Annotated in this window: 18 protein-coding genes; 12 read left to right on the forward strand and 6 right to left on the reverse strand. The window is 36.8% G+C overall.

Annotation, left to right across the window (positions count from 1 at the left end; translation table 11 throughout):
- The first annotated feature begins 80 nt into the window (after positions 1-80).
- Complete coding sequence (locus VB620_RS04255; protein WP_323194897.1) at positions 81-1718, forward strand: CTP synthase; 1638 nt, start codon at positions 81-83, stop codon at positions 1716-1718.
- A gap of 142 nt (positions 1719-1860) precedes the next feature.
- Positions 1861-2283 (forward strand): hypothetical protein, encoded by a 423-nt coding sequence (locus VB620_RS04260; protein WP_323194898.1) that lies wholly within the window; start codon positions 1861-1863, stop codon positions 2281-2283.
- A 71-nt stretch (positions 2284-2354) separates the two neighbouring features.
- On the opposite strand, the gene VB620_RS04265 is transcribed toward VB620_RS04260, so the two are convergent.
- Positions 2355-3260 (reverse strand): ROK family protein, encoded by a 906-nt coding sequence (locus VB620_RS04265; protein WP_323194899.1) that lies wholly within the window; start codon positions 3258-3260, stop codon positions 2355-2357.
- 98 nt (positions 3261-3358) lie between these two features.
- On the opposite strand from VB620_RS04265, the gene VB620_RS04270 reads away from it, so the two are divergent.
- Complete coding sequence (locus tag VB620_RS04270; RefSeq protein WP_323194900.1) at positions 3359-5926, forward strand: tetratricopeptide repeat protein; 2568 nt, start codon at positions 3359-3361, stop codon at positions 5924-5926.
- Between the two features lie 96 nt (positions 5927-6022).
- On the opposite strand, the gene VB620_RS04275 is transcribed toward VB620_RS04270, so the two are convergent.
- Complete coding sequence (locus VB620_RS04275; RefSeq protein ID WP_323194901.1) at positions 6023-6205, reverse strand: hypothetical protein; 183 nt, start codon at positions 6203-6205, stop codon at positions 6023-6025.
- A gap of 76 nt (positions 6206-6281) precedes the next feature.
- Positions 6282-7169, reverse strand: coding sequence for an ABC transporter permease (locus tag VB620_RS04280; protein ID WP_323194902.1), 888 nt, complete (start codon positions 7167-7169; stop codon positions 6282-6284).
- A 149-nt stretch (positions 7170-7318) separates the two neighbouring features.
- Between VB620_RS04280 and VB620_RS04285 the strand changes: the two genes are divergently transcribed.
- Together VB620_RS04285 and VB620_RS04290 are read left to right on the forward strand one after the other, a co-directional pair.
- Positions 7319-7558 (forward strand): hypothetical protein, encoded by a 240-nt coding sequence (locus tag VB620_RS04285; RefSeq protein WP_323194903.1) that lies wholly within the window; start codon positions 7319-7321, stop codon positions 7556-7558.
- Positions 7555-7968 (forward strand): putative toxin-antitoxin system toxin component, PIN family, encoded by a 414-nt coding sequence (locus VB620_RS04290; RefSeq protein ID WP_323194904.1) that lies wholly within the window; start codon positions 7555-7557, stop codon positions 7966-7968. Before VB620_RS04285 ends, VB620_RS04290 begins: the two co-directional genes overlap by 4 nt.
- A 38-nt stretch (positions 7969-8006) precedes the next feature.
- Here the strand turns inward: VB620_RS04290 and trxB are convergent, their stop codons facing one another.
- Together trxB and VB620_RS04300 are read right to left on the reverse strand one after the other, a co-directional pair.
- On the reverse strand, positions 8007-9374 hold the full coding sequence (trxB, locus tag VB620_RS04295; protein WP_323194905.1) for a thioredoxin-disulfide reductase: 1368 nt from the start codon (positions 9372-9374) through the stop codon (positions 8007-8009).
- A gap of 182 nt (positions 9375-9556) precedes the next feature.
- Entirely contained in the window at positions 9557-10528 is a 972-nt protein-coding gene (locus VB620_RS04300) for an FkbM family methyltransferase (RefSeq protein ID WP_323194906.1), read from the reverse strand.
- Positions 10529-10941: 413 nt separating this feature from the next.
- On the opposite strand from VB620_RS04300, the gene VB620_RS04305 reads away from it, so the two are divergent.
- The 7 genes from VB620_RS04305 (at position 10942) to VB620_RS04335 (ending at position 21210) form a co-directional block, all read left to right on the forward strand.
- Positions 10942-12264 (forward strand): class I SAM-dependent methyltransferase, encoded by a 1323-nt coding sequence (locus VB620_RS04305; protein WP_323194907.1) that lies wholly within the window; start codon positions 10942-10944, stop codon positions 12262-12264.
- Between the two features lie 734 nt (positions 12265-12998).
- Positions 12999-13517, forward strand: coding sequence for a type IV pilin-like G/H family protein (locus VB620_RS04310; protein ID WP_323194908.1), 519 nt, complete (start codon positions 12999-13001; stop codon positions 13515-13517).
- A 119-nt stretch (positions 13518-13636) separates the two neighbouring features.
- The gene (locus VB620_RS04315) at positions 13637-15868 is read left to right on the forward strand and encodes an O-linked N-acetylglucosamine transferase, SPINDLY family protein (RefSeq protein ID WP_323194909.1); all 2232 of its coding nucleotides are present in this window, start codon (positions 13637-13639) and stop codon (positions 15866-15868) included.
- 28 nt (positions 15869-15896) lie between these two features.
- Complete coding sequence (locus VB620_RS04320; RefSeq protein ID WP_323194910.1) at positions 15897-18125, forward strand: O-linked N-acetylglucosamine transferase, SPINDLY family protein; 2229 nt, start codon at positions 15897-15899, stop codon at positions 18123-18125.
- 149 nt (positions 18126-18274) lie between these two features.
- The gene (locus VB620_RS04325) at positions 18275-20506 is read left to right on the forward strand and encodes an O-linked N-acetylglucosamine transferase, SPINDLY family protein (protein ID WP_323194911.1); all 2232 of its coding nucleotides are present in this window, start codon (positions 18275-18277) and stop codon (positions 20504-20506) included.
- A gap of 228 nt (positions 20507-20734) precedes the next feature.
- Complete coding sequence (locus VB620_RS04330) at positions 20735-20950, forward strand: hypothetical protein (protein ID WP_323194912.1); 216 nt, start codon at positions 20735-20737, stop codon at positions 20948-20950.
- Positions 20947-21210 carry a type II toxin-antitoxin system RelE family toxin gene (locus VB620_RS04335; RefSeq protein ID WP_323194913.1) on the forward strand — a complete coding sequence of 88 codons (264 nt, stop codon included), beginning with the start codon at positions 20947-20949 and terminating at the stop codon, positions 21208-21210. Before VB620_RS04330 ends, VB620_RS04335 begins: the two co-directional genes overlap by 4 nt.
- Before the next feature lie 177 nt (positions 21211-21387).
- On the opposite strand, the gene VB620_RS04340 is transcribed toward VB620_RS04335, so the two are convergent.
- Positions 21388-22998: an FkbM family methyltransferase gene (locus VB620_RS04340; RefSeq protein WP_323194914.1), complete on the reverse strand. Its 1611-nt coding sequence runs from the start codon at positions 22996-22998 to the stop codon at positions 21388-21390.
- Positions 22999-23331 lie beyond the last annotated feature (333 nt).

The following is a 23331-nucleotide window of genomic DNA, read 5'->3' on the forward strand; positions in this document are numbered from 1 at the left end:
CAAAAGGTTTCACCACAGCGACTGTGGCACAATGACGGGATGATTTTTCAGAAGTTGCTAAAAATTCCAACTACTATACTATGACTAAATTTATTTTTGTAACTGGAGGTGTAGTTTCCAGTATTGGCAAGGGCATTGTAGCAGCAAGTCTGGGACGTTTACTCAAATCGCGCAATTATTCGGTGTCGATTTTGAAACTCGATCCTTATATTAATATCGACCCAGGTACAATGAGTCCTTTCCAACATGGGGAAGTTTTTGTCACTAAGGATGGCGCAGAAACAGATTTAGACTTGGGACATTACGAACGCTTTACAGACACCTCCATGTCACGGTTAAACAGTGTTACCACTGGTTCAATTTACCAAGCAGTGATTAATAAAGAGCGGCGCGGAGACTACAATGGTGGGACTGTACAGGTTATACCGCATATTACTAACGAAATTAAAGAGCGGATTCTGACTGTTGCTCAAGATACGAATCCGTCTGTATTAATTACGGAAATTGGTGGTACGGTGGGTGATATTGAATCACTACCGTTTTTAGAAGCTATTCGCCAGTTACGGAAGGAGGTGGGACGGCAAAATGTGTTGTATATGCACGTTACCCTCATACCCTGGATAGCTTCGGCTGGGGAAATGAAGACTAAGCCTACCCAGCATTCTGTGAAGGAATTGAGATCAATTGGAATTCAACCAGATATTTTAGTCTGTCGGTGCGATCGCACGTTACCTTTAGGATTAAGACGCAAATTATCAGAATTTTGCGATGTTGCCCCAGAATGTGTCATCACTTCCCAGGATGCTAGCAGTATTTACGAAGTCCCCCTCAATCTAGAACAAGAAGGACTGGCAGAGCAAGTCTTAGATTTGCTGCAAATGGAACAACGCCAGCCTAATTTGGTGCAGTGGCAAACAATGGTAGAACGTCTATACAGTCCTAAGTATACTGTAGAAATTGCCATTGTTGGGAAATATGTGCGATTAAGTGATGCTTATCTGTCTGTAGTGGAAGCCCTACGTCATGCTGCTATTGATACCTATGGTGATTTGCGCTTGCGGTGGGTGAACTCTGAAGATTTAGAAAAAGAATCACCGGAAACCTATTTAGCAGGTGTTGATGGTATTTTAGTTCCTGGCGGTTTTGGGATTCGCGGCGTAGATGGTAAAATTGCTGCCATTCAATATGCACGCGATCGCCAAATTCCCTTCTTAGGTTTATGCTTAGGAATGCAATGCGCTGTTATTGAATGGGCGAGAAACGTTCAGGGATTAAACGGTGCGAACAGTGCCGAATTTGACCCCGAAACTAACTACCCAGTGATTAACTTGTTACCAGAACAGCAGGAGGTAGTTGATTTAGGCGGAACCATGAGATTAGGACTTTATCCTTGTCATCTTGTTCCTAACAGTATGGCTGCTAATCTTTATCAAAAAGAAATAGTTGATGAGCGCCATCGACATCGCTATGAGTTTAACAATACTTATCGTAATATATTGTTGGAATCTGGATATGTTATTAGTGGCACTTCCCCAGATGGGCGCTTAGTGGAAATTGTCGAGTTTCCCGACCACCCATTCTTTTTAGCTTGTCAATTTCATCCAGAGTTTCATTCACGTCCAAGCACTCCACATCCTTTATTTAAAGGATTTATGGAAGCAGCGATTAACCGGACTCATTCTATGTCTAACTTACCAACACCTGTGGAAGTTTCTTGACCCATTCAAAACTCAAGAAGGTCGCTTTTTTGAGTTTTGAATTAGTACTAAGCAACATCCTCTCAGGAATAGAGCTATTTTTGGTTATAGACAGGGTGCATCATTTTCATTTATATATAAACTTCAAACTGAAGGAGATGTTGTGGCGTACTGGGTGAGAATCCTTTACGATAGGAAAAAATATATAGTCAATTTTGAGCGAGTTAATGCTTTTTGTCATGAAGAAAACGGCAGAATGACTTTTTGGTTACCTGATTCCGCTATTCCGATTGTACTGACTCCGCAGACTCATTTAGACGACTATGAAAAACTGCGAGAATATTTGAAATATATTAGCGGATTAGAGCTAGATGATTCTTATTGGGTCAAAATTATCTATGAGCGCAAAGAATATATAGTTAACCTCATATCCATTAGCTCCTTTTGTCAAGAAACTAATGGCAGAATTACCTTTTGGTTACCTGATGGTACTATCCCTATTATTATTAGCCCAGTTAGTAATCCAGAATCTTATAAAAAAATCTTAAGTTTTGTGCAGCAGTCCACAGGATATTCTTTGTCTTAGGTAGGGGTGTGGGGAGTGTGGGGAGTGTGGGGAGTGTGGGGAGTATTTTAGATTGCAGTCTAATCCAAAATCTAAAATCTAAAATCTAAAATTGATTGACTAATGACTAATTTTGCTGCACCTACCATTCCGGCTGAATTACCTAATTGTGCTGGTAAAATCTGTAAACCTGCGCGGGATGTAGCCATGACTCGTTGCTCAATTTCTTTCTGAAGTGCGGGGAAAAAAAACTGAAAGCTAGCACTGATACCACCACCCAGAATAACTGCTTGGGGTGTTAACACATAAATCAAACTAGCTAAACCTATACCCAAATCTCTACCATATTCCTGCCAAAAAGTCAATGCTTTGATATCTCCCTCAGCCGCCAGTGCGCCTAATTCCCAGGGTTCCTTACCTGTGCGGCAACGAATTGCTGTAATTGAAGCATACTGTTCTAAAGAACCCCAATTCCCACTCTTACAGATAGGTCCATCGGGGTGTAGGGTAATTAAACCCAGTTCCCCAGCTGCGCCTTGATGTCCGACAAATAGTTTGCCATTTAAAATAATCGCACCACCAACACCAGTCCCCAAAGTTAATAAAATCAAATTGTCAAAGTAGCGACCAGCACCTAACCAAGCTTCTGCTAAACCGGCACAATTAGCATCATTAGCAATAACGGTGGGTTTACCTGTCTTCGCTTCTAACCAGTCGGCTAAAGGTACATTTTGCCATTTTGGTAAGTTGATGGCAATTTGGGCAATGCGTCCGGTTTTATCTGCCGGGCCAGGAGTACCCACACCAATGGCCACAGCTTGATTATAAGGGTCTACTTGGGCGATCGCATCTATAATTACCTCTAACACAGCTTCTGGTGTTGATGGTTGGGGAGTAGCCACAGTCAAACATTGTAAGCAAGTACCGTCAGGTTGGAAGCGTCCCAGCTTAATTGCAGTTCCCCCGACATCAATACCAATCACTTGCTCTTGCTGCACAGGTTATTTCCTATAATTTCCTATAGTTTGGTTGTTTTGTATTTTATACTTAATACTTGGAGATTCCTAAAAACAGAAAAATTTTAACATTAATTATTATGACTATTCAGGAACTACAACAACAGGCAGATATTTATTTACAACAAGAGGATTTTACTATTGCTATTAATCTTTATGAACAATGTATTGAGTTAGCACCTGAAAAGATTTATTTATATTGGTATTTAGGTTTATCTTGGCTTTTGCAAGGGGATGAAGAACAATGTCAAATGACATGGTTATTAAGTTTTGCAAATATAGATTTGGAACAGGAAAATGTTGTATTAATTGAGTTTATTAATTTTCTAAAAAACCAAGCTCAAAAATATTTTGATGATCAGAAATTTGAAATAGCACAAAAAATTTTTACGACTATATTAGAATGGGATAATAACCAAGCGGAAGTATATTATCAATTAGGTCATACAATAGCAAACCAAGGTGATTTAGAAGCAGCTATCTCCTGTTGGCAGAATGTTATTCAAATTCAACCAGATTATTTAGAAGCATATCTTTATCAAGGTTATATCTGGCATAAATTAGGAAAATTTAATAAAGCCATAGAAAATTATCAAAATACCATTGCTTTACAGGAAGATTATTTTTATTATTATCAACTAGGGTTATGTTACTCTTATATTAAAGAATGGGAATTAGCTAAAGATTGTTTTTTACAGGTGATTAAAATCCAAAATGATTATGCACCTGCTTATAGTGATTTAGGTTTTGTATTTTTACATAAAGGTGATTTTCAATCAGCAGTTAATTATTTCCAACAAGCTATTAATTTACAACCTGATTTTTGTCAAGCTTTAATATTTTTTTCGGAAACAGTTATTCCTAATGATATTGAGTTAATTAAATCTCTAAATAACTCCCGATTAGAAATTCAAGAAATCTATTTATTAATACATAAACTAATTGTTAATATTTACCCAGAAATATCTTTGCGGCTACTTGAGAACATCTTAGCAAATGAACCCAACGATTTACCAGCTTATTTGGAAATAAGTAATTTATTGTTAAATCAAAATCAACCTACAGCAGCAATTACAATTTTAAGAAAAATACCCGATGATGAACGAGAAGAAATTTATTTTATTCTTGGTAAATGTTGGTTAAAATTAGGAGATTATCAAAAAGCTATTGATGATTTAAGGAAAGCCATAGAAATTAATTCCCATTTAACAGAAGCATATCATTTTTTAGGAATTGCGTTATTTAGAAATGGTAATTTTTTAGAAGCAGTTAATGTATTAAAACAGCAACTTAAACTAGAACCAAAATCTCCCTCAGCTTTAGCATATTTAGGATTTATATTAGGGAATAACAACCAAAATAAAGAAGCAATTTTTTATTTTCAAAAAGCTATAGAAATCAATTCATCTGTGACATCATTAGTAAATGAACTATTAACTAATTTATCTGAGTTTGGAGGATTTGACCTTTCACAAATTCCGCTTGTTCTGACTCCCAGAAATTTTCATGAATCAACTCAAGAATGGTTAGATAACAACGATTTATTTAGCATAGAAAATTATATTAATATTTATCCAGAAATAGATGTAAAATTAACTTATCCCAAATCTATTAATAATCAAATACATTATAGTTTTAGATTTGGAAATTTAGTTAAATTACCATCATCTTATGTGGTGAAAATTCCTCAAGGTAGATTTTGGTTGAGTTCTGATCAAACTGAGTCTGCTATTATGACAGATGAATCGCATTTTCTAGCAGATATTTCTCCATATTTTCCTATATTAAGTCCTAACCATCCTGATAAACATCCCAGCCAACATCCTATTTTAGCAATGCAAAAATTACCTCCTATTCACTTTATTGAAGGTAAAGTTGCTATTTTAGCAGGATTAACAAATCATGTTTATTTCCATTGGATGTTAGATGTTTTACCCAGATGGGAATTATTAAGAATTAGCAATTATGATTTTGCCGATATAGACTATTTTGTGGTGGATAATCAATTAACTTTTCAGAAAGAAACTTTAATGAAATTACAAATACCAGAGGAAAAGCAACTTAATATTAGGGAAATTCAACATTTACAAGCTACAGAGTTAATTGTACCATCTTTTCCTGGTTGTGTTGCATGGATGCCAAGTTGGACTTGTAGTTTTTTAAAACAACAGTTTTTAAGTTCTGAAATTTCAGAAAATGTCAAAATTACAAAGTCTAAAAAAAGGATTTATTTGACTCGCAAATTAGCAAAAAGTCGTAGAATTATTAATGAAGATGAAATTTTAAACCTGCTGAAATTCTATGGTTTTGAAACAGTAACTTTAGAATCAATGTCAGTCGTAGAACAAGCATTATTATTTTCCGAAGCAGAGATTATTATTTCTCCTCATGGTAGTGGTTTAACAAACTTAGTATTTTGTCAACCGGGTACTAAAGTAATTGAGTTATTTTCACCAAATTATGTATATCATTGTTATTGGTGGATTAGTAATTTAGTTAGTTTAGATTATTACTATCTCATTGGTGAAACCTTACTTGGTTGGTATTTACATCATTTTATATATCCCCAAGAATTTGCTGAAGATATTTTCATTAAAATTGATGATTTTGAAAAAATTCTCCAAGTTGCAAACGTAAATCTAAAATAGATAAGGAAGCGGATAAAAATTATCTATTATCCGCGTTTGTCTGTTTTAATCTGCGTTTAATAAAAAATATCCAAAGACATAAATCAAGGGTAATAACTAACCTTGATTTCTTTGATTATGGCTTTTTTTACCAACCATTTGCACATGAGTAATTTGATTTGCATTCATGCTGTAATTTTCTAAACCTGTGACTGGTTCACCTCTGAGAATTCCAGATAAAGCCACAGAAAGCATTAAACCACCAGTAGCAGCTGCAATTAAAGTAAATTTATCGTTCACAATAAATAGTCTCTCAATTTATCAGTTGTTAATTTCTATTAGTTATTGGTTCTTAGTTATTTTTCCCAATTACCAATCATCTATTTTTTCTTCTTAGACGAGGATTGACAAGCTCATTTAACCCTTCACCAAGTAGTGATAACCCTACTACCATTAATGTCATTGCTAAACCAGGAAATAGAGTAGTCCACCAAATACCTGTGGGTAAGGCTTCTAAAGCTTGTCTTAAATCATGTCCCCATTCTGGAACTTCTTCGGGAAGTCCTAGCCCTAAAAAGCCTAAACCCCCTAATACTAATATAGCATCGGCGGCGTTAAGGGTAAATAGTACGGGTACACTTTGAATGACGTTAAAAAATAGATAGCGCGATAGTATCACCCAAGTAGAAGCACCCATTGCTTGCGCTGCTTCAATGAATACTTCTGTTTTAACGCTGACAGTGTGATTACGGACTACACGATAATATTGAGGAATGTAAGCAATACTAATGGCGATCGCCGCATTGAAAATTCCCCGCCCCACAACAAAAGCCAGCGTAACAGACAGTAGCAGCCCCGGCAAGGTGTAAATACTATCCATGAGGAACAGCAACACCTTATCTAACTTACCACCCAGATAGCCACTTACCATCCCCAAAGGCACACCAATAAACATACTCAATGCTGTAGCTAAAATCACTACTTGCAGTGCAGCTTGAGCGCCAAACAATGTCCGAGAAAATACATCATGTCCCAGACGACTTGTACCAAACCAATATTTGGCTGAGGGTGGTTCTTGAATGGGGTTAGAGAGAAACTCTCTAGGATTTTGCAACCATCCCCGACTTTGTAAAACGGGAGCGAAAAACGCCAGAAACAGGAAAAATAAGGTAATAGCTATGCCAATCAGCATTAACTTTTGGGAAAGGTTAGCATTTTGGGCAAAACGTAAAAAATTCGGTATCTGACGTTTAGTAGTGGCCATGTGCGATCGCCTGCGTAAAGCAAGATACTATTTTACATATAAGATTACAGTTTGGGGATGCTCTGGTTATTCCTTAGCGGTGAATACAGAGCTACACTGAGAAAGAGGTCGAATTATGCCTCATTTTTTCTGGAGTTAAGAGCAGAATTATGAACGCTTACAAAAAATACATCACCATAACAGACCCAAGGCAAATAATATTATCTGATTTACCTTTTCAAGCAGGACAGAGAGTAGAAATAATTATTTTAGCTGAGGATAACCCAAAAGCGGAAATCAGTAAGAAAATGAAAGATTTGTTTGATAAAACACAATTGCTACCAGGAGTAGAAGATATTACAGAAGCTGAAATAGAAGCAGAAATAGAAGCTTACAGACGCGGAGAATGAAAGTTGTTGTTGACACAAATGTTTTAGTTTCCGCCATCCTTAAAGGTAGAGTACCAAGATCCGTTATTCAGTTTATTTTTGCTCATCCTGATTGGGAGTGGATAGTTTCTCCAGAAATTGTCAGGGAATATAAAGAAGTTTTAAGTCGCCGGAAGTTTAAGTTGACAGATGAAGTGATATCTGAATGGTTTGAAATTATTGATAACTTCATAACGCTCATTGATGTGAATGTAGAAATTGATTTTCCTAAAGATAGAAAAGATGCAAAGTTTTTAGCTTGTGCTGTAGCCGCAGATGCGGATTTTTTGATTACCGGGTATTCTGATTTTAATCAGGCACAAACTTTGCTAAATACTACGATTATTTCTGTGTCTTTATTTAACAGGTTAGTTTGCCAAGAGGGAAAGTGAGTATATAGTGCTATAGAGACAACCCACTTCCCGACTTTCTAAAGATAACTCTCAATCATCTCACGATACTCGCTCTTTTGCTTCACACCTTTGACTTCCTGCAACAATTCCTTATCTTTAAAAAATTGCACCGTCGGAGTCCCAATAATATTGGCATTTTCCGCAATATCTCGGTCTTGCTCAATATCAATTTCGACAAAGTGAACTTTACCCTCAAATTCGTCTATCACTTTATTTAATATTGGCTTCAGGGTATGACAGGGGCCGCAACCAGGAGAAATATACTTAACAATGATTAGGCGATCGCTTTCATGGAATAATTTTCTCAAAGCATAACCCCCCTCATGGCGAGTCACCACCAAATTAAAATCAACCGTCACCTCCACCTCAGTCCTATTAGCAGAATCGGTTGCTAACTCATCAACTCCCGTCCCTGACTGATGAAATTCCGTAATTAAATTCCTCGCAGATAACCAGCGTTCCGCCAACATCGCCGCCATACAGCCAGAACCAGCAGCAGTAATTGCTTGACGAAACTCATGATCCTGCACATCCCCACCCGCAAACACACCTTCCACACTGGTTTCCACAGAACCATTTTTCGTCATCACATAACCCACCTCATCCAGTTCCAACTGTCCTTCAAATAAAGCAGTATTAGGACTATGACCGATAGCGTAAAACAAACCCTTAACATCAAGCTGACCTTCTGAACCAGTTTGATTATTACGCACCTTCAGCCCAGCCATCTCACCATCACCGAACACATCCACCGCTTCCGTATGCCAATGTACCTCTATTTTGGGGTTACTCAACACCCGGTCTTGCATAGCCTTAGAAGCCCGCATCTGGTCAGAACGCACCAGCAGATTGACCTTAGAAGCGTATTTAGTTAAATAAATAGACTCTTCCGCCGCCGAGTCCCCAGCACCAATAACAGCCAACTCTGCACCCTTAAACATTGGTACTGCACCATCGCAGATTGCACAAGCAGAAATACCCCGACTCCAGAATAACTGTTCAGTAGGTAAACCCAAACGCTTCGCAGTTGCACCAGTAGCAATCACAATACTATGGGCTTTAACTTCCCTTTCTGAAGACCGGACAATAAAAGGACGCTGACTCAAATCAACAGAAATCACATCCTCAGTATATAACTCCGCCCCCCAGCGTTCAGCTTGCGCCTTCATATTATCCATCAATTCCGGCCCCGTAATCCCCGCCGGAAACCCCGGAAAATTTTCCACCTCCGTCGTAGTCATTAATTGACCACCCGGTAAACCCCCCACCTCAAACCCTTCAAACACCACAGGTTTTAAATTCGCTCGTCCCGCATAAATAGCCGCCGTATAGCCTGCTGGGCCAGAACCAATAATTACTAAATTTTCTACAGTTGGGTTACTCATATGGACAAACTCATAACGACTACGGATAATATAGCATTATTAGCCTGGTAATGCTACAGAACCTCACCCCCTCTTGCTTTCAAATTTTGTAGGGTGGGTATAGCACAACGCATGGCTGCGTTAAAGCGAGAGCGTAACCCACCAATAATTTTTTGAGAGGACTAAAGTCCTGACTACCAACTTTAATTATTTAAAAAAGGACGAATATTAGCGACTACAGCCAAGGAATCTAAACCCCTCTCCACCAATTCAGGGAAATTAGATAAGGTATCGATAATAATTTCAGCAAAGTTATATTCAGGATGACTACCAGAATTAACTGTTAAATATTCTAGTAGCTCCAAAGCATAATCAGGAAAACCGAGAACATCAGCTATACAAGCTAGTTTTAAAATTCTCTCTGGTTCCTTAATCTGAAAATTAGAATTTTCCCTAAGCGGATCTTGGAGATAATAAGCCTCTCCCCAGAGCAACTGTCCCTGACGCTCTGCTGATGCAATGGGGGAACGCGCTCGCACACGATAAGCATTTCTTAAATCAAATAATGTAAAATCATGTTCCCTTAAATGGCTATCTATATCAGCAAATAAAGGTTGATTGACATATATAGGTGAAAATTCCACTTCTGTCTCAATTCCCAATACCCCCCGGCTTAAAATTTTAGATGCTCCTTTTAAAACCTCCAGTTCCGCACCTTGAACATCAATTTGTAAAAAATCTATAGTATTAATTCCTTCAGCATCGCAAAAAGTATCTAACGTAGTTGTCTCCATCTGCAAAGTAAAATCTAAATTACATAATTCTGGCAAACTAGCAAATCTGTTTGTAAATGCTTCATTGGGCGCATACAGAGAACTACACATAGGATGCTTAGTCACATAAAGTGTTCTCTCTTCTATGGACTGACCCAGCGCTAAAGGAATATGTTTTTCAGTCCAATTGATTCCCCGCGTTTCCAAATCAGCTTCAGCAGCTTCGCAAGCATCAGCATCAGCATCAAAACCGTAAATAGTCAAGTTAGGAGCAAATAAATTCCAAGCACCAGCCCCATAGTCATCTTGAGATGATAATTTACGAGATCCTATGTTACAGATTGTTAGATGAACTTGGTCTAGGAAACCTTTTTCTTTCAGACTTTTGAGAAAAACAGACATAGTTTCTTTCCTTTGCGTGTACTTTTATCAGCTAGTATCTATCCCACATCTGACACTGTCAATCATAACAAGCTAGTAGTTAGGACTTTAGTCCTCAATCTACATAAGTAAGTCGGCACAAATAAACCTAACTATGTAAATATAAAAATTCCAAAACCCTTGCGATCGCTTCGTTCCACTCCGTTCCACTCGCCATGACATACATTGAAACTTTCACGCCGACTTACTTATCACCCATATTCGGCGTAAACCTTACCTTGTTGGGGACTTCCAAATTTTCCTTATTGTGACTCAATACAGGATTTCGGGGTAAACTTTGGTTTATGTTGTGTTAAAAATATGCAAAATAGGGAAAAATAAAACTGGTGTAACTACTTACCCCCACTACAAAATTGATTATCAGGAAACATAACATGGTAGATATAGCATCTGAACTATTAGAAAAAATCCGCCTGCAATTTGATAGTTCTCCCTATCCCCACATTCCCCTCGATAAATCACCTAAAAAAGAACCTCAGCTACTTTATATTCATAGCTTAGTGACATCTTATTATGTCAGAAACCAAAAAGTTATTGATACCAAAGGTAAGGTTATTTTAGATGCTGGTTGTGGAACTGGTTATAAATCATTAATATTAGCAGAAGCTAATCCAGGAGCCAAAATTGTCGGCGTTGATATCTCCGCAGAATCAATTAAACTGGCACAACAACGGTTAGAACATCATGGATTTGAAAATGCAGAGTTTCATGTTTTAGCCCTGGAAGAATTGCCCCAGCTAAATGAACAATTTGATTATATTAACTGTGATGAACTTTTGTATCTGTTACCGGATATAACCGTGGGCTTAAAAGCCATGAAAGCAGTGCTAAAACCAGAGGGAATTATTCGGACTAATCTTCATAGCGCCTTGCAGAGAGTTTATTTTTTCCGCGCCCAACAACTTTTCACCATGATGGGGTTAATGGACGGAAACCCAGAAGAAATGGAAATAGAAATTCTTAAAGACACTATGAAGGCTTTAAAAGGTCATGTACATCTGAAAGCTATCACCTGGGATGGTAATTATGACGGAGAGGAGGGCAAAGAAAGAATTTTAATGAATTACCTGTTCCAAGGCGATAAAGGTTACACTATCCCCGATATGTTCTCAGCTTTGGTAGAGTCTGACCTAGAGTTTATCAGTATGGTGAACTGGCGACAGTGGGAATTGTTGGATTTATTCAAAGAACCAGATAATTTACCCACCTTTTTAGCAATGACCTTACCAGATATATCTATAGAAGAACGCCTACATTTATTTGAACTGCTACATCCTGTGCATAGGTTGATTGACTTTTGGTGTGGTCATCCTGATACAACCCCAGATATCCTACCAGTTGCAGAATGGACTGATTCAGATTGGCAAGTTTCTACAGTACATCTGTGTCCTCAGTTAAAAATTCCCAAGTTTCAAACAGAACTCATTGCTTGTGTACAAGACCTGCGACCATTTCCGATTTGTCAATATTTATCACCCGCAGAGGGAATTAAAGAATTAGAGAACTCAAGAGCCACTTGCTTAATACCTTTATTAGAGCAACCCCAGTCGATGATGGCTTTGGTAGAGCGTTGGCAACAATTTCGCCCTCTAGATCCTGTGACTTTAGAGCCTACAGAGTCAGAAGCAGCCTTCAATCTAGTGAAACAGTTGCTCATCAGCCTAGAAAGCTTTGGTTACGTCATGCTGGAGCGCTAAGTTCGTAGTAAGGAATTTAGTCCTCCCTCGATTTGTGCCTGTTTTGCCCCCTAAATTCCCCAAGTGTGGGGGACTTTGAAAATTCTTGTCCGATCATATATGTATTGGGAGCGGTTCGGTGATGGCTTGGGTCATTCGAGCAATATCTATCTATATGTATGCTCTCCTCTCCTCACCTAGCTATGGTGTACACACATCCTGAGCCAAAGAGAGTTTTCAGTTCTAAAAACTGATTTAACTGTAAAGCCAGTTCCCCTCCTCCCTTGCGGGGCTACGGTGTACACACAAGTCCTACCTGTCTGCGTTTGAGACTGTTTTGCCCCCTAAATCCCCCAAACTTGGGGGACTTTGAAAATTCTTGTTCCCCCATAATTGGCGGCTAGGGGGCGATTAGATCACTTCTGTGTACACGGTAGGCTTGCGGGGAGGGGCTAGGGGTGGGGTCTTGTGACACAAAAGAGAATTGCCCGACTTGTGTGTACAACGTAGGGTTTGGGATGGGGTGCAATTACCTCCAAAGCTTCTTTATTATGTAAACAAAATCTTGGGTAATGTTGGGTTTTGCTCCTTAACCCAATCTACATTCAATCTAAAACCTTGATTTTTCGGGCTTTTAGGAGGATTTGCAGGAAAATAAAAAAATTTTTTGCTGGGGGTGATATGAAACTGATCAAGAGTGGGTAAGTTATATCTAGAACGGGAAAACAGTTTACAACACAGGGAAATTACTTATCATGAAAACCGAATTAAAAGCTAAATTCCTCCAACACATCCTCAACAAAAAGAAAAACGAAGAAGGTTTTACCCTCATTGAATTGTTAGTTGTTATCATCATCATCGGTATTCTATCCGCTATCGCTCTGCCTTCCTTCTTGAACCAAGCTAACAAAGCCAAGCAGTCTGAAGCTAAAACCTATGTTGGTTCCTTGAACAAAGGTCAACAAGCTTACTTCACTGAGAAGAGTGTATTTGGTTCAGCAGTAGATATTTTGGGTATAGGTATTAATACTCAAACTGTCAATTATACCTACACAACCACAGATACCGCTACTACACGTGCTGATAGTGCTGGTGAAAGTACGGTTGCAGTTCTCAGAGACTATTCAGGTGCTGTTACCATCTTACAAGTTGGTCCTACCAGTGATGCTACTAGTATCGCTATTCTTTGCGAAACAGATACTCCTGGAGCTGCTGCTATTGCTCCAACTAGTGGTTCACAATGCGCTGGTGGTAGTACCCAAGTTGGTACCTGATTAGCCTAGTTGAATTAAACTTATCTAAAACTAACTCAATAATTTAGTAATATTTAGGAGGCACGATGTATCGTGCCTTTTCTATTAACAGATAATCCATAGAATAGAGAACTAAGGGAATGAAAAATCAGCCGATGAAAGTTGTACAAGGCTATGAATACCTCATCAAAGGAGATTATCAAAAAGCAGCGAGTTACTTTGAAGAAGCCATTTCAGTTGAACCAGAAATAAAGGTTTATTACTGGTATTTAGGATTATGTTTTATCTTAAAAGGAGAGGAAGAAGAAGCGCCATTGACTTGGTTTTTAGGGATGGGTGAAACAGATGATTCCGCACAAATTGAGTTGTGGATAGAGGAATTAAGTGAAATATTAGAATCAGAAGCACAACGCCAAGAGGAATTACAACAAAAACAGTTAGCTTGGACAATTCGCCAACATCTGAGAAGCATAAATCCTACAGATATTAATAATTTATTACACAGTCTGCATTTAGCGATTCAATTACAAATCGTAGATAATGAATATTTAGAAGAGTTAAATCTAAGAGAAATACTGGAATATGATGTTGATAAAAGTTCAATTGACTCTAATTTAGTTTTGCAAGTCAGCCAAGAAATTCTAGACTTTGCACCTTTGGAAAATTTTACTGTAAATTTGATTAAATTATTTACTAATATTATTTATAAACAGGGAGAGAATACTCAAACTTTTATCAGCATATTAATATATGCTGCTGTGAAAATTATGAGTTCTTTCAGGAATCCTGCTCATGCAGCAAATATACTGGAAAATTTATTGTTAATTTCTCCTGAAAACCGCGAAATACTAATTCAATTAAGTATTGCCTATCAAGATTCTGAACAATATAGTAAAGGTATTGATACAGCAAAACAACTAAATTTAATAGCTAAGAGTTTACCAGAAAAAATATTTAGCAATCATTTGTTAATGAGGTCATTAATGCGAGCGACAGGGTATTGGGAAGAAACTTGTGCAGTATTAGAACAGCAAAAATCATTAATTATTTCTTTGATTAATGAATCTTCTCCCATCACCAGAAATCCTTTTATCTTACGTTTATTTTCCTCCATGTTTTTCTTTCCTTATATTAAAGATGAACCCGCAATAATTCGACCTCTGCAAAACCAACTGATGAGTTTATGTCTCAAAAATATCGAGAATAATACCCAAGATATTATTAAAAATTTCCGTTATACCCGTCATACTGATAACCAAAAAGAGAAAGTTTTAAAAATCGGCTACATTTCTAATTCTCTCCGACAGCATTCAGTAGGTTGGATTGCTAGATGGCTATTTAATTATCATAATCACGAAGAATTTCAGATTTATTCCTATATTATTTTACCCACTGAACAAGATAATGGATTACAACAGTGGTTTAGAGAAAAATCTGATAAATCATACAGTTATGGCTCAAAGCAAAACTATGAAGTTGTTAAACAAATTCATGAAGATGGCATTGATATTTTAGTAGACTTGGATAGTTTAACTTTTGATATTTCTGCGGAAATATTAGCCATTAAACCTGCGCCAATTCAAGTGACTTGGTTAGGGTGGGATGCTACGGGTTTATCAACCATTGATTATTTTATTGCTGACCCTTATGTGCTTCCCGAAAATGCTCAAGACTACTACCAAGAAAAAATCTGGCGTTTACCTCAAACTTACGTTGCTGTTGATGGCTTTGAAGTGAATGTTCCCACTCTCAGACGAGAACAACTAGATATTCCTGAAGATGCTGTTGTTTATTTTGTGACTCAAAAAGGATATAAACGTCACCTCGACCATGCAAAATTACAAATTGCAATCCTTAAGCAAGTACCAAATAGTTATTTGCTGATTAAAGGAGAAGCTGATGAAAATGCTTCTCGTCAATTTTATGGAGATTTGTCAAAGTCTCAAGATATTGACATCAGTCGTTTGAAGTTTCTCCCTTTTATGCCATCAGAAGCGGTTCACAGAGCTAATTTGAGCCTTGCGGATGTGGTTTTAGATACTTATCCCTACAATGGAGCGACTACCACATTAGAAACCCTGTGGCGAGAAATTCCCTTAGTTACAAAAGTGGGACAACAATTTTCAGCCCGTAATAGTTATACCATGATGATCAATGCTGGTATTACAGAAGGTATAGCTTGGAGTGATCAGGAATATGTCGAATGGGCGGTACGTTTTGGAAAAGATGAAAGTTTACGACAACAAGTTTCTGGGAAATTAAGACAGAGTAAAAAGTCTGCACCTTTATGGAATGGCGAACAGTTTACTCGTGAGATGGAGAAAGCATATCAGCAGATGTGGTCAATATATGTAGACAATTTGCAGGAATAAATTATCAATTATACAGAGAAGAAATATCATGATTAATCAGTCTGTGAAAGTTGCAGAAGGCTATGAATATATCATCCAAGGAGATTATTACAAAGCAGCAAGTTACTTTGAAGAAGCCATTACAGTTGAACCAGATGTCAAGGTTTATTACTGGTATTTGGGATTGTGTCTGCTCTTACAAGGTGAGGAAGAAGAAGCACCTCTGACTTGGTTTTTAGGGATGGGTGAAACATCCTCTGAGCAACAAATTAATCTGTGGACATGGGAATTAAGTCAAGTATTAGAGTCAGAGGCACAACGTCAAGAACAATTAGACGACAAAGAATTAGCTTGGACAATTCGCCAACATCTGAGAACAATCAATCCTATAGATATTAATAATTTGTTGTCTAGTTTTCATTTAGCACTGCAATTAAAAATATTTGATGATGATTATTGGGGTGAATTAAATCTTATAGATATTCTTGAATCAATTTCTGATTATAGCCAAGTCGAAGGTGATTTGATTTTAAAAGTTACTCAAGATATTTTAGAATTTACACCTTTTGCAGACTTTACCTTAGATTTAATTAAAATCTTCACGAATATCATTAAAATGCAACGTGAAAAAATAGGTGAATTTATTTATATCATGATATCTGGTGCTGTAAGGATTATGAGTCTTTTTAAAAAAAATACTTATGCAGCAAAGATGCTAGAAATTTTATTATTAATAGCTCCTGAAGAACCAGAAATACTCTTGCCGCTAAGTACAGCATACCAAGATTCTGGTCAACATACCGAAGGAATTAATACTGCGAAAAAATTAGTTTTATGTTCGGAAACATTAACGCAAAAAGTATTTGCAACTATGATGTTGATCAGAGCATTAATGACTTCAACAGGTTATTGGGATGAAGCTTGTGCAGCTATCAACAGACAACAGGAATTAATCTCCGCCTTGATTCAAGAATCTCCTATTATCAATCATAATGTATTTGTATCACGTATATTCGCTTCGATGTTCTTTTTTCCATACTTCTACGATGAACCTGCAACAATTCGCCCTCTGCAAAATGATTTAATGAGTTTATGTCGGAAAAGTATAGAAATTTCCGCCCAAGATATTATAAAAAAATATCGTTATTCCTTGCCTACCAATAAAACAGAAAAGAAACTATTGAAAATAGGCTATATTTCTCATTCGCTGAAACAACATTCAGTAGGTTGGATTGCTCGCTGGCTGTTTATTCATCATAACCGCGAAGAATTTCAGATATATACTTATATAATTTTACCTACTGAAATTGATAATGGATTACAACAGTGGTTTATAGAAAAATCTGATAAATCATATAGTTATAATTCCAAACAAAAATATGATGCAGTGAAACAAATCAATGAAGATGGTATTGATATTTTAGTAGATTTAGATAGTTTAACTTTTGACCTTTGTGCTGAAATTTTAGCCATTAAACCTGCGCCAATTCAAGTTACGTGGTTAGGTTGGGATGCTTCTGGCTTATCAACTATTGATTATTTTATTGCTGACCCCTATGTGCTTCCCGAAAATGCTCAAGACTACTACCAAGAAAAAATCTGGCGTTTACCTCAAACCTATGTTGCTGTTGACGGCTTTGAAGTGAATGTTCCCACTCTCAGACGAGAACAACTAGATATTCCTGAAGATGCTGTTGTTTATTTTGTGACTCAAAAAGGTTATAAACGTCATCTGGAGCATAGTAAACTACAAATCCAAATTCTCAAGGAAGTACCAAATAGTTATTTGCTTATAAAAGGAGACGCGGATGAAGAAGCTTCTCAGAAATTTTATGGAGATTTGGCAAAATCTAAAGGTGTGGACATAAGTCGCTTTAAGTTTTTGCCTTATATGGCCACAGAAGCCATTCATAGAGCTAATCTCAGCCTGGCGGATGTGGTGTTAGATACTTCTCCTTACAATGGGGCGACTACCACTTTAGAAACCCTTTGGCGAGAAATTCCCTTAGTCACAAAGGTCGGACAACAATTTGCAGCCCGCAATAGTTACACGATGATGATTAATGCGGGGATTACAGAAGGTATTGCTTGGAGTGATGAGGAATATGTGGAATGGGGAGTACGTTTAGGTAAAGATGCAGAATTACGACAGCAAATTTCTTGGAAGTTAAAACAGGGTAAAAAGTCTGCACCTTTATGGAATGGAGAACAGTTTACCCGTGAAATGGAGAAAGCATATCAGCAGATGTGGGAAATATATGTTGACAAGCTAGATTAATAGAGGAATCAGGTTTTCTCTATAATAAATTAATTATTTTAGGGTGCGATCTATCGCAGCTATTCCCCTGGGCTATATGCACTCTAAGTGTCTAGCTACAAATCAAATAGTATTAATATAGATTATCCATAAAATCGAGAAGAAATAGAATGAATAATCAGTCTGTAAAAGTTGAAGAAGGCTATCAGTATATTATCCACGGACATTATCAGAAAGCAGCCAGTTACTTTGAACAAGCAATTACAGCAGAACCAGAAGTAAAAGTTTATTACTGGTATTTGGGATTATGTTTTATCTTACAAGGTGAGGAAGAAGAAGCTCCCCTGACTTGGTTTTTAGCAATGGGTGAAACAGATGATCACCAACAAATTGACCAGTGGACAGGGGAACTAAGTCAAATATTAGAGTTAGAAGCAAAACGCCAAGAACAACTAGAGCAGAAAGAGTTAGCTTGGACAATTCGCCAACATCTGAGAAGCATCAACCCCACAGATGTTAATAATTTATTGTCGAGTTTTGACTTGGCAGTGCAATTAAAAATCTTAGATGATGCGTACTGGGATGAATTAAATATTATTGAAATTCTGGAATCAACTCCTGATTATAACCAGATAGACTGTAACTTAGTTTTAAAAGTTACTAAAAATATTTTAGAATTGACACCTCTAGCAGGTTACACTTTAAATTTTATTAAAATATTCACCAATATAATCAAACATCAAGGACAGAATATTAGTGAGTTTAGATATATCGTGATCTCTGGCGTTATTAATATCAAGGAATTTTTGAAAAGAAATCTTTATGCAGCGAAAATCCTGCAAATTTTATTAAAAATAAGTCCAGAAAATCAAGATATACTCTTGCAATTAAGTACAGCATACCAAGATTCACGTCAATATTCTGAAGGAATTAATACTGCTAAAAAGTTGATTTTATATTCAGAAACATTAACTCAAAAAGTATATTCTCATCAAACATTACTCCGAGCATTAATGGCTTCGACAGGCTATTGGGATGATGCTTGTGAAGCGATAAACAAACAAGCAGAATTAATTGCTGCGCTGATTCAAGAATCTCCGATAATCAAGAATAATGGTTTGGTGTCACGCCTATATACTTCGATGTTCTTCTTTCCTTACTTTCAAGATGAACCTGCAATAATTCGTCCTTTGCAAAATGATTTAATGAGTTTGTGCCTGAAAAATATAGAAGTTTTTGATCAAGATATTATTAAACAATATCGTTATTCACTACCTAGTAATAAATCAAAGAATAAAGTTTTAAAAATAGGTTATATTTCTAGTTTTCTCAAACAGCATTCAGTAGGTTGGATTGCTCGATGGCTCTTTAGTCATCATAATCGGGAAAATTTTCAGATTTATTCCTATATGATGTTACCTGATAAAAACGATAATGGATTACAAGAGTCGTTTAGAGAAAAATCTGACCAATCATACAGTTATGGCACGACGCAAAACCATGAAGTTATTAAACAAATTCATGAAGATGGTATTGATATTTTAGTAGATTTGGATAGTTTAACTTTTGACCTTTCTGCGGAAATTTTAGCCGTTAAACCTGCGCCTATTCAAGTTACTTGGTTAGGATGGGATGCATCTGGTTTATCAACCATTGATTATTTTATTGCTGACCCCTATGTGCTTCCTGAAAATGCTCAAGACTATTACCAAGAAAAAATCTGGCGTTTACCTCAAACCTATGTTGCTGTTGATGGTTTTGAAGTAAATGTTCCCACCCTAAGACGAGAACAGCTAGATATTTCTGATGATGCTGTTGTTTATTTTGTGACTCAAAGCGGTTATAAACGTCATCTGGAACATACTAAATTACAAATCGCAATTCTTAAGGAAGTACCGAATAGTTATTTGCTGATTAAAGGACACGCTGATAAAGATGCTTCTGAGAAATTTTATGGAGATTTGGCGAAATCTCAAGATGTGGATATAAATCGCTTGAAGTTTTTGCCTCTTATGCCTACAGAAGCAGTTCATAGAGCCAATCTGAGCCTGGCTGACATCGTGTTAGATACCTCTCCTTATAATGGAGCCACTACGACTTTAGAAACCCTCTGGCGAGAAATTCCCTTAGTCACGAAGGTGGGACAACAATTTTCAGCCCGCAATAGTTATACGATGATGATTAATGCAGGAATTACAGAAGGTATCGCCTGGAGTGATGAGGAATATGTGGAATGGGGAGTACGTTTAGGTAAAGATGCAGAATTACGACAGCAAATTTCTTGGAAGTTAAAACAGGGTAAAAAGTCTGCACCTTTATGGAATGGAAAAGAGTTTACGCGGGAGATGGAGAAAGCATATCAGCAGATGTGGGAAAAATTTGTTACAGAAAATGGTGATTAAAGTACATAAAAGTACATAAGGGAGAGTATCTTTGCCCACCCCCACAAGATTTATAATATTAAGATGTGTCGTTATTTGAGTTGCAATATGTTTGTTGTAAATCGCTCATCCTAATCTTTTATAGATACTAAAGTGCTGAATAGGAACCTGAAAGAATAAATTTTGGTATAATTGAGTGGAGTTAACATAAATAAGTAAGACTTGAAAAAATCTGCAATAAGTATAAACATGGAAGCTACCACTAAAAAGCAAGCTTTGTTAAAGGCAATATCTGAACGGCTAGAACAGGCTTATGAAGGAACCTTAGAAGAGGTTTTAGAACTCTTAGATATTAGTGAACGTGAAGATGAAGAGGATATTAGAGATGCAGTTGCTGAATTAGAAGATGCAAAAGTCAATGGTACTGTCACTTGGGAACAGTACAAGCAAGAATTAAAATTGTGATATATCAAATCGAATTTACTAAGGGTGCTGTAAAACAATTAAAAAAATTACCAAGTGAGATTAGAGAACGAATTGATTTAAAAATTCAAGAATTAGCTGTTGAACCACGTCCTGATGGTGTAAAAAAGTTAGAAAGTGAATTATCGCTTTACTGTATTCGAGTAGGCGATTATCGAGTTATCTATCAAATACAAGATGATGTTTTATTAGTTACTATAGTTAAAGCGAAACATCGTCGAGAAATTTATCGCAAACAATAATTTATATTTATATATCTAGCATATCTTATCTGAATAGGTATAGGGAGGACATCTTTGCCCTCCCCACAAGAGTTATCATATTAAATGTGTCTTTTAGTAAGCTCATAGTCAGGAATGTAGTATCTTTTCAGAAGACCTAAAGTATTGACTACGAACTTTGTTTGAAAAGTTGTTTATTCAAAAATCAAACATGAAGCGTTTTTCTGGTTTTAGAGCAATAATGTTTAACTCTTCTTGAAAATCTCTATCGGAATTGGCTGGGATTAATTTGTTTATATAAGGTTGATAGTGGAATAGTTCATAGCCTATTTTCTGTAAATACTCTGCTACTTCAATATTGCTACCTTGGCTACCAGCAATATTTTCATATAAAATTACTGGGGCAAATTCAGTAATTAATTTTTCACTCCCCACTAACACAGCCATTTCATGACCTTCTGCATCTAACTTCAGAAAATCTACTTGGGTGATGTTTTCTTGCTGAACTAAACTATCTAATGTAAAACATTTGGCTTCTTGAAAAGCTTGTCCGGTCATTTTCTCGGCTTCATCTTCGGAAACTACTTGATTAAGTTCGTTAGCAGAATGTAGTAGTAATTTTATATTACCATTGCGATCGCTCGCAGCTCCTGCGCAAACATTGACCCATGAAAGTTGATTAATTCTACAAGTTTCCTCTAAAGAATTTACGCAAACTGAGAAGGGTTCAACAGCAAAAACTCGTCCCTGAGAGCCAACTTTTAACGCAGCACTAAAAGTATATACACCGACATTAGCTCCAACATCAATCACCGTCATACCGGGTTTAATACTATTGCGCCAAAACTCCATTTCTTTCTCAAACCAGTCTTGCTCACTAATTAACACACTAGTTGCAATACTACGCAAACTTGGCTCAACTGCCAAAATAATATTACTTTCAAAAGGCACATAAGTAAAGGAACTACTTGCTGGTAATTGAGTCCAAGACCATTCTGGAGTGAGGGAATTTGACTGATAAAATTGACGTGATACTTTTTGCCAATAATCTGCTACTTCTATTTGATTTAAATTGCGATAAGCCAAGTAAAGTGCTTGCAGAATAGGTGCAGAATCTGGTACTAACTTTCTAGCTTGATGTAAATATAAAACTCCTTCTTGTTCTCCAGCCATTAAGCTAGATATTCCCAATTTGAGAATAGTATTCACTGAATTTGGTGACAGCTGAGCAGCTAAATGTAAGAACCGACGACTTACCCCTGTGTAAAAAGCTATCTGTGCTTGATGTATGATCTCATTTAATAAGAATAATGCCTGTTGGTAACTATTGGAGGAAAATAAAATTTCTTCCCAGGATTCTTGCTCATTTTGTGAAAATTTATTGTTATCTACAAAAATATAGATTAAAAAATTGCTTTGATTTTCAGAGGACACATAAGCAGATTGGAAAGTGTTAATTAAGGTGTTAAATGACATTTTTACGGCTTGTGATGCTTCACCGATCATGCTATGAATTAAAGCCAGATGAGCTGCACAGATAGGATGTCTATCGATGTTTAAACCATTATTCAGAGCTTCAATAGCCATTTCTAGATACATTGAGCGCATGGTGAGATTGTCATGACACTGTTCTGCTTCAGTTAAAGCGACTACTGCGATGTTATTCCAATCAGCCGACGACTCAGGCTCATCCCAAGGAGTTTTTTCCAGAATGAGGGCAATTTTAGATAAATTATCAGGTTGAATGCAAGGAATTAACTTTTGAATATATTGGAAATATATGTGTTCTGTAGCAGGCTGGAAGTTCATATTTTAACCAAGTTAAATGTATCTAAACGGGGTAATTACTTAAGTTACTATAAGTATCTATTAGAGATGATACCCAGGATAGGGCAAAAATTAACATCTGAGATACTTTTTGCAGATACATTTCTCAATTTTGCATGGGATGTGAATGCATATTTGCATGATTGAGTTCCAAGATTGAAATTAGGCGGCGGTGGAGTTAGGTAGTGCGATCGCCCAAAAACCCAAAACTATAATTTAACTAATTACGGATGCACTGGAAAGTTATCTGAAGGGGGAACCGTGGGAAAATGCTTGAGGCAGTATGTCAGGGAGTGTTTCTATGAGAGAATGGAA

It is taken from the genome of Nodularia harveyana UHCC-0300, assembly GCF_034931085.1.
Lineage (GTDB): Bacteria > Cyanobacteriota > Cyanobacteriia > Cyanobacteriales > Nostocaceae > Nodularia > Nodularia harveyana.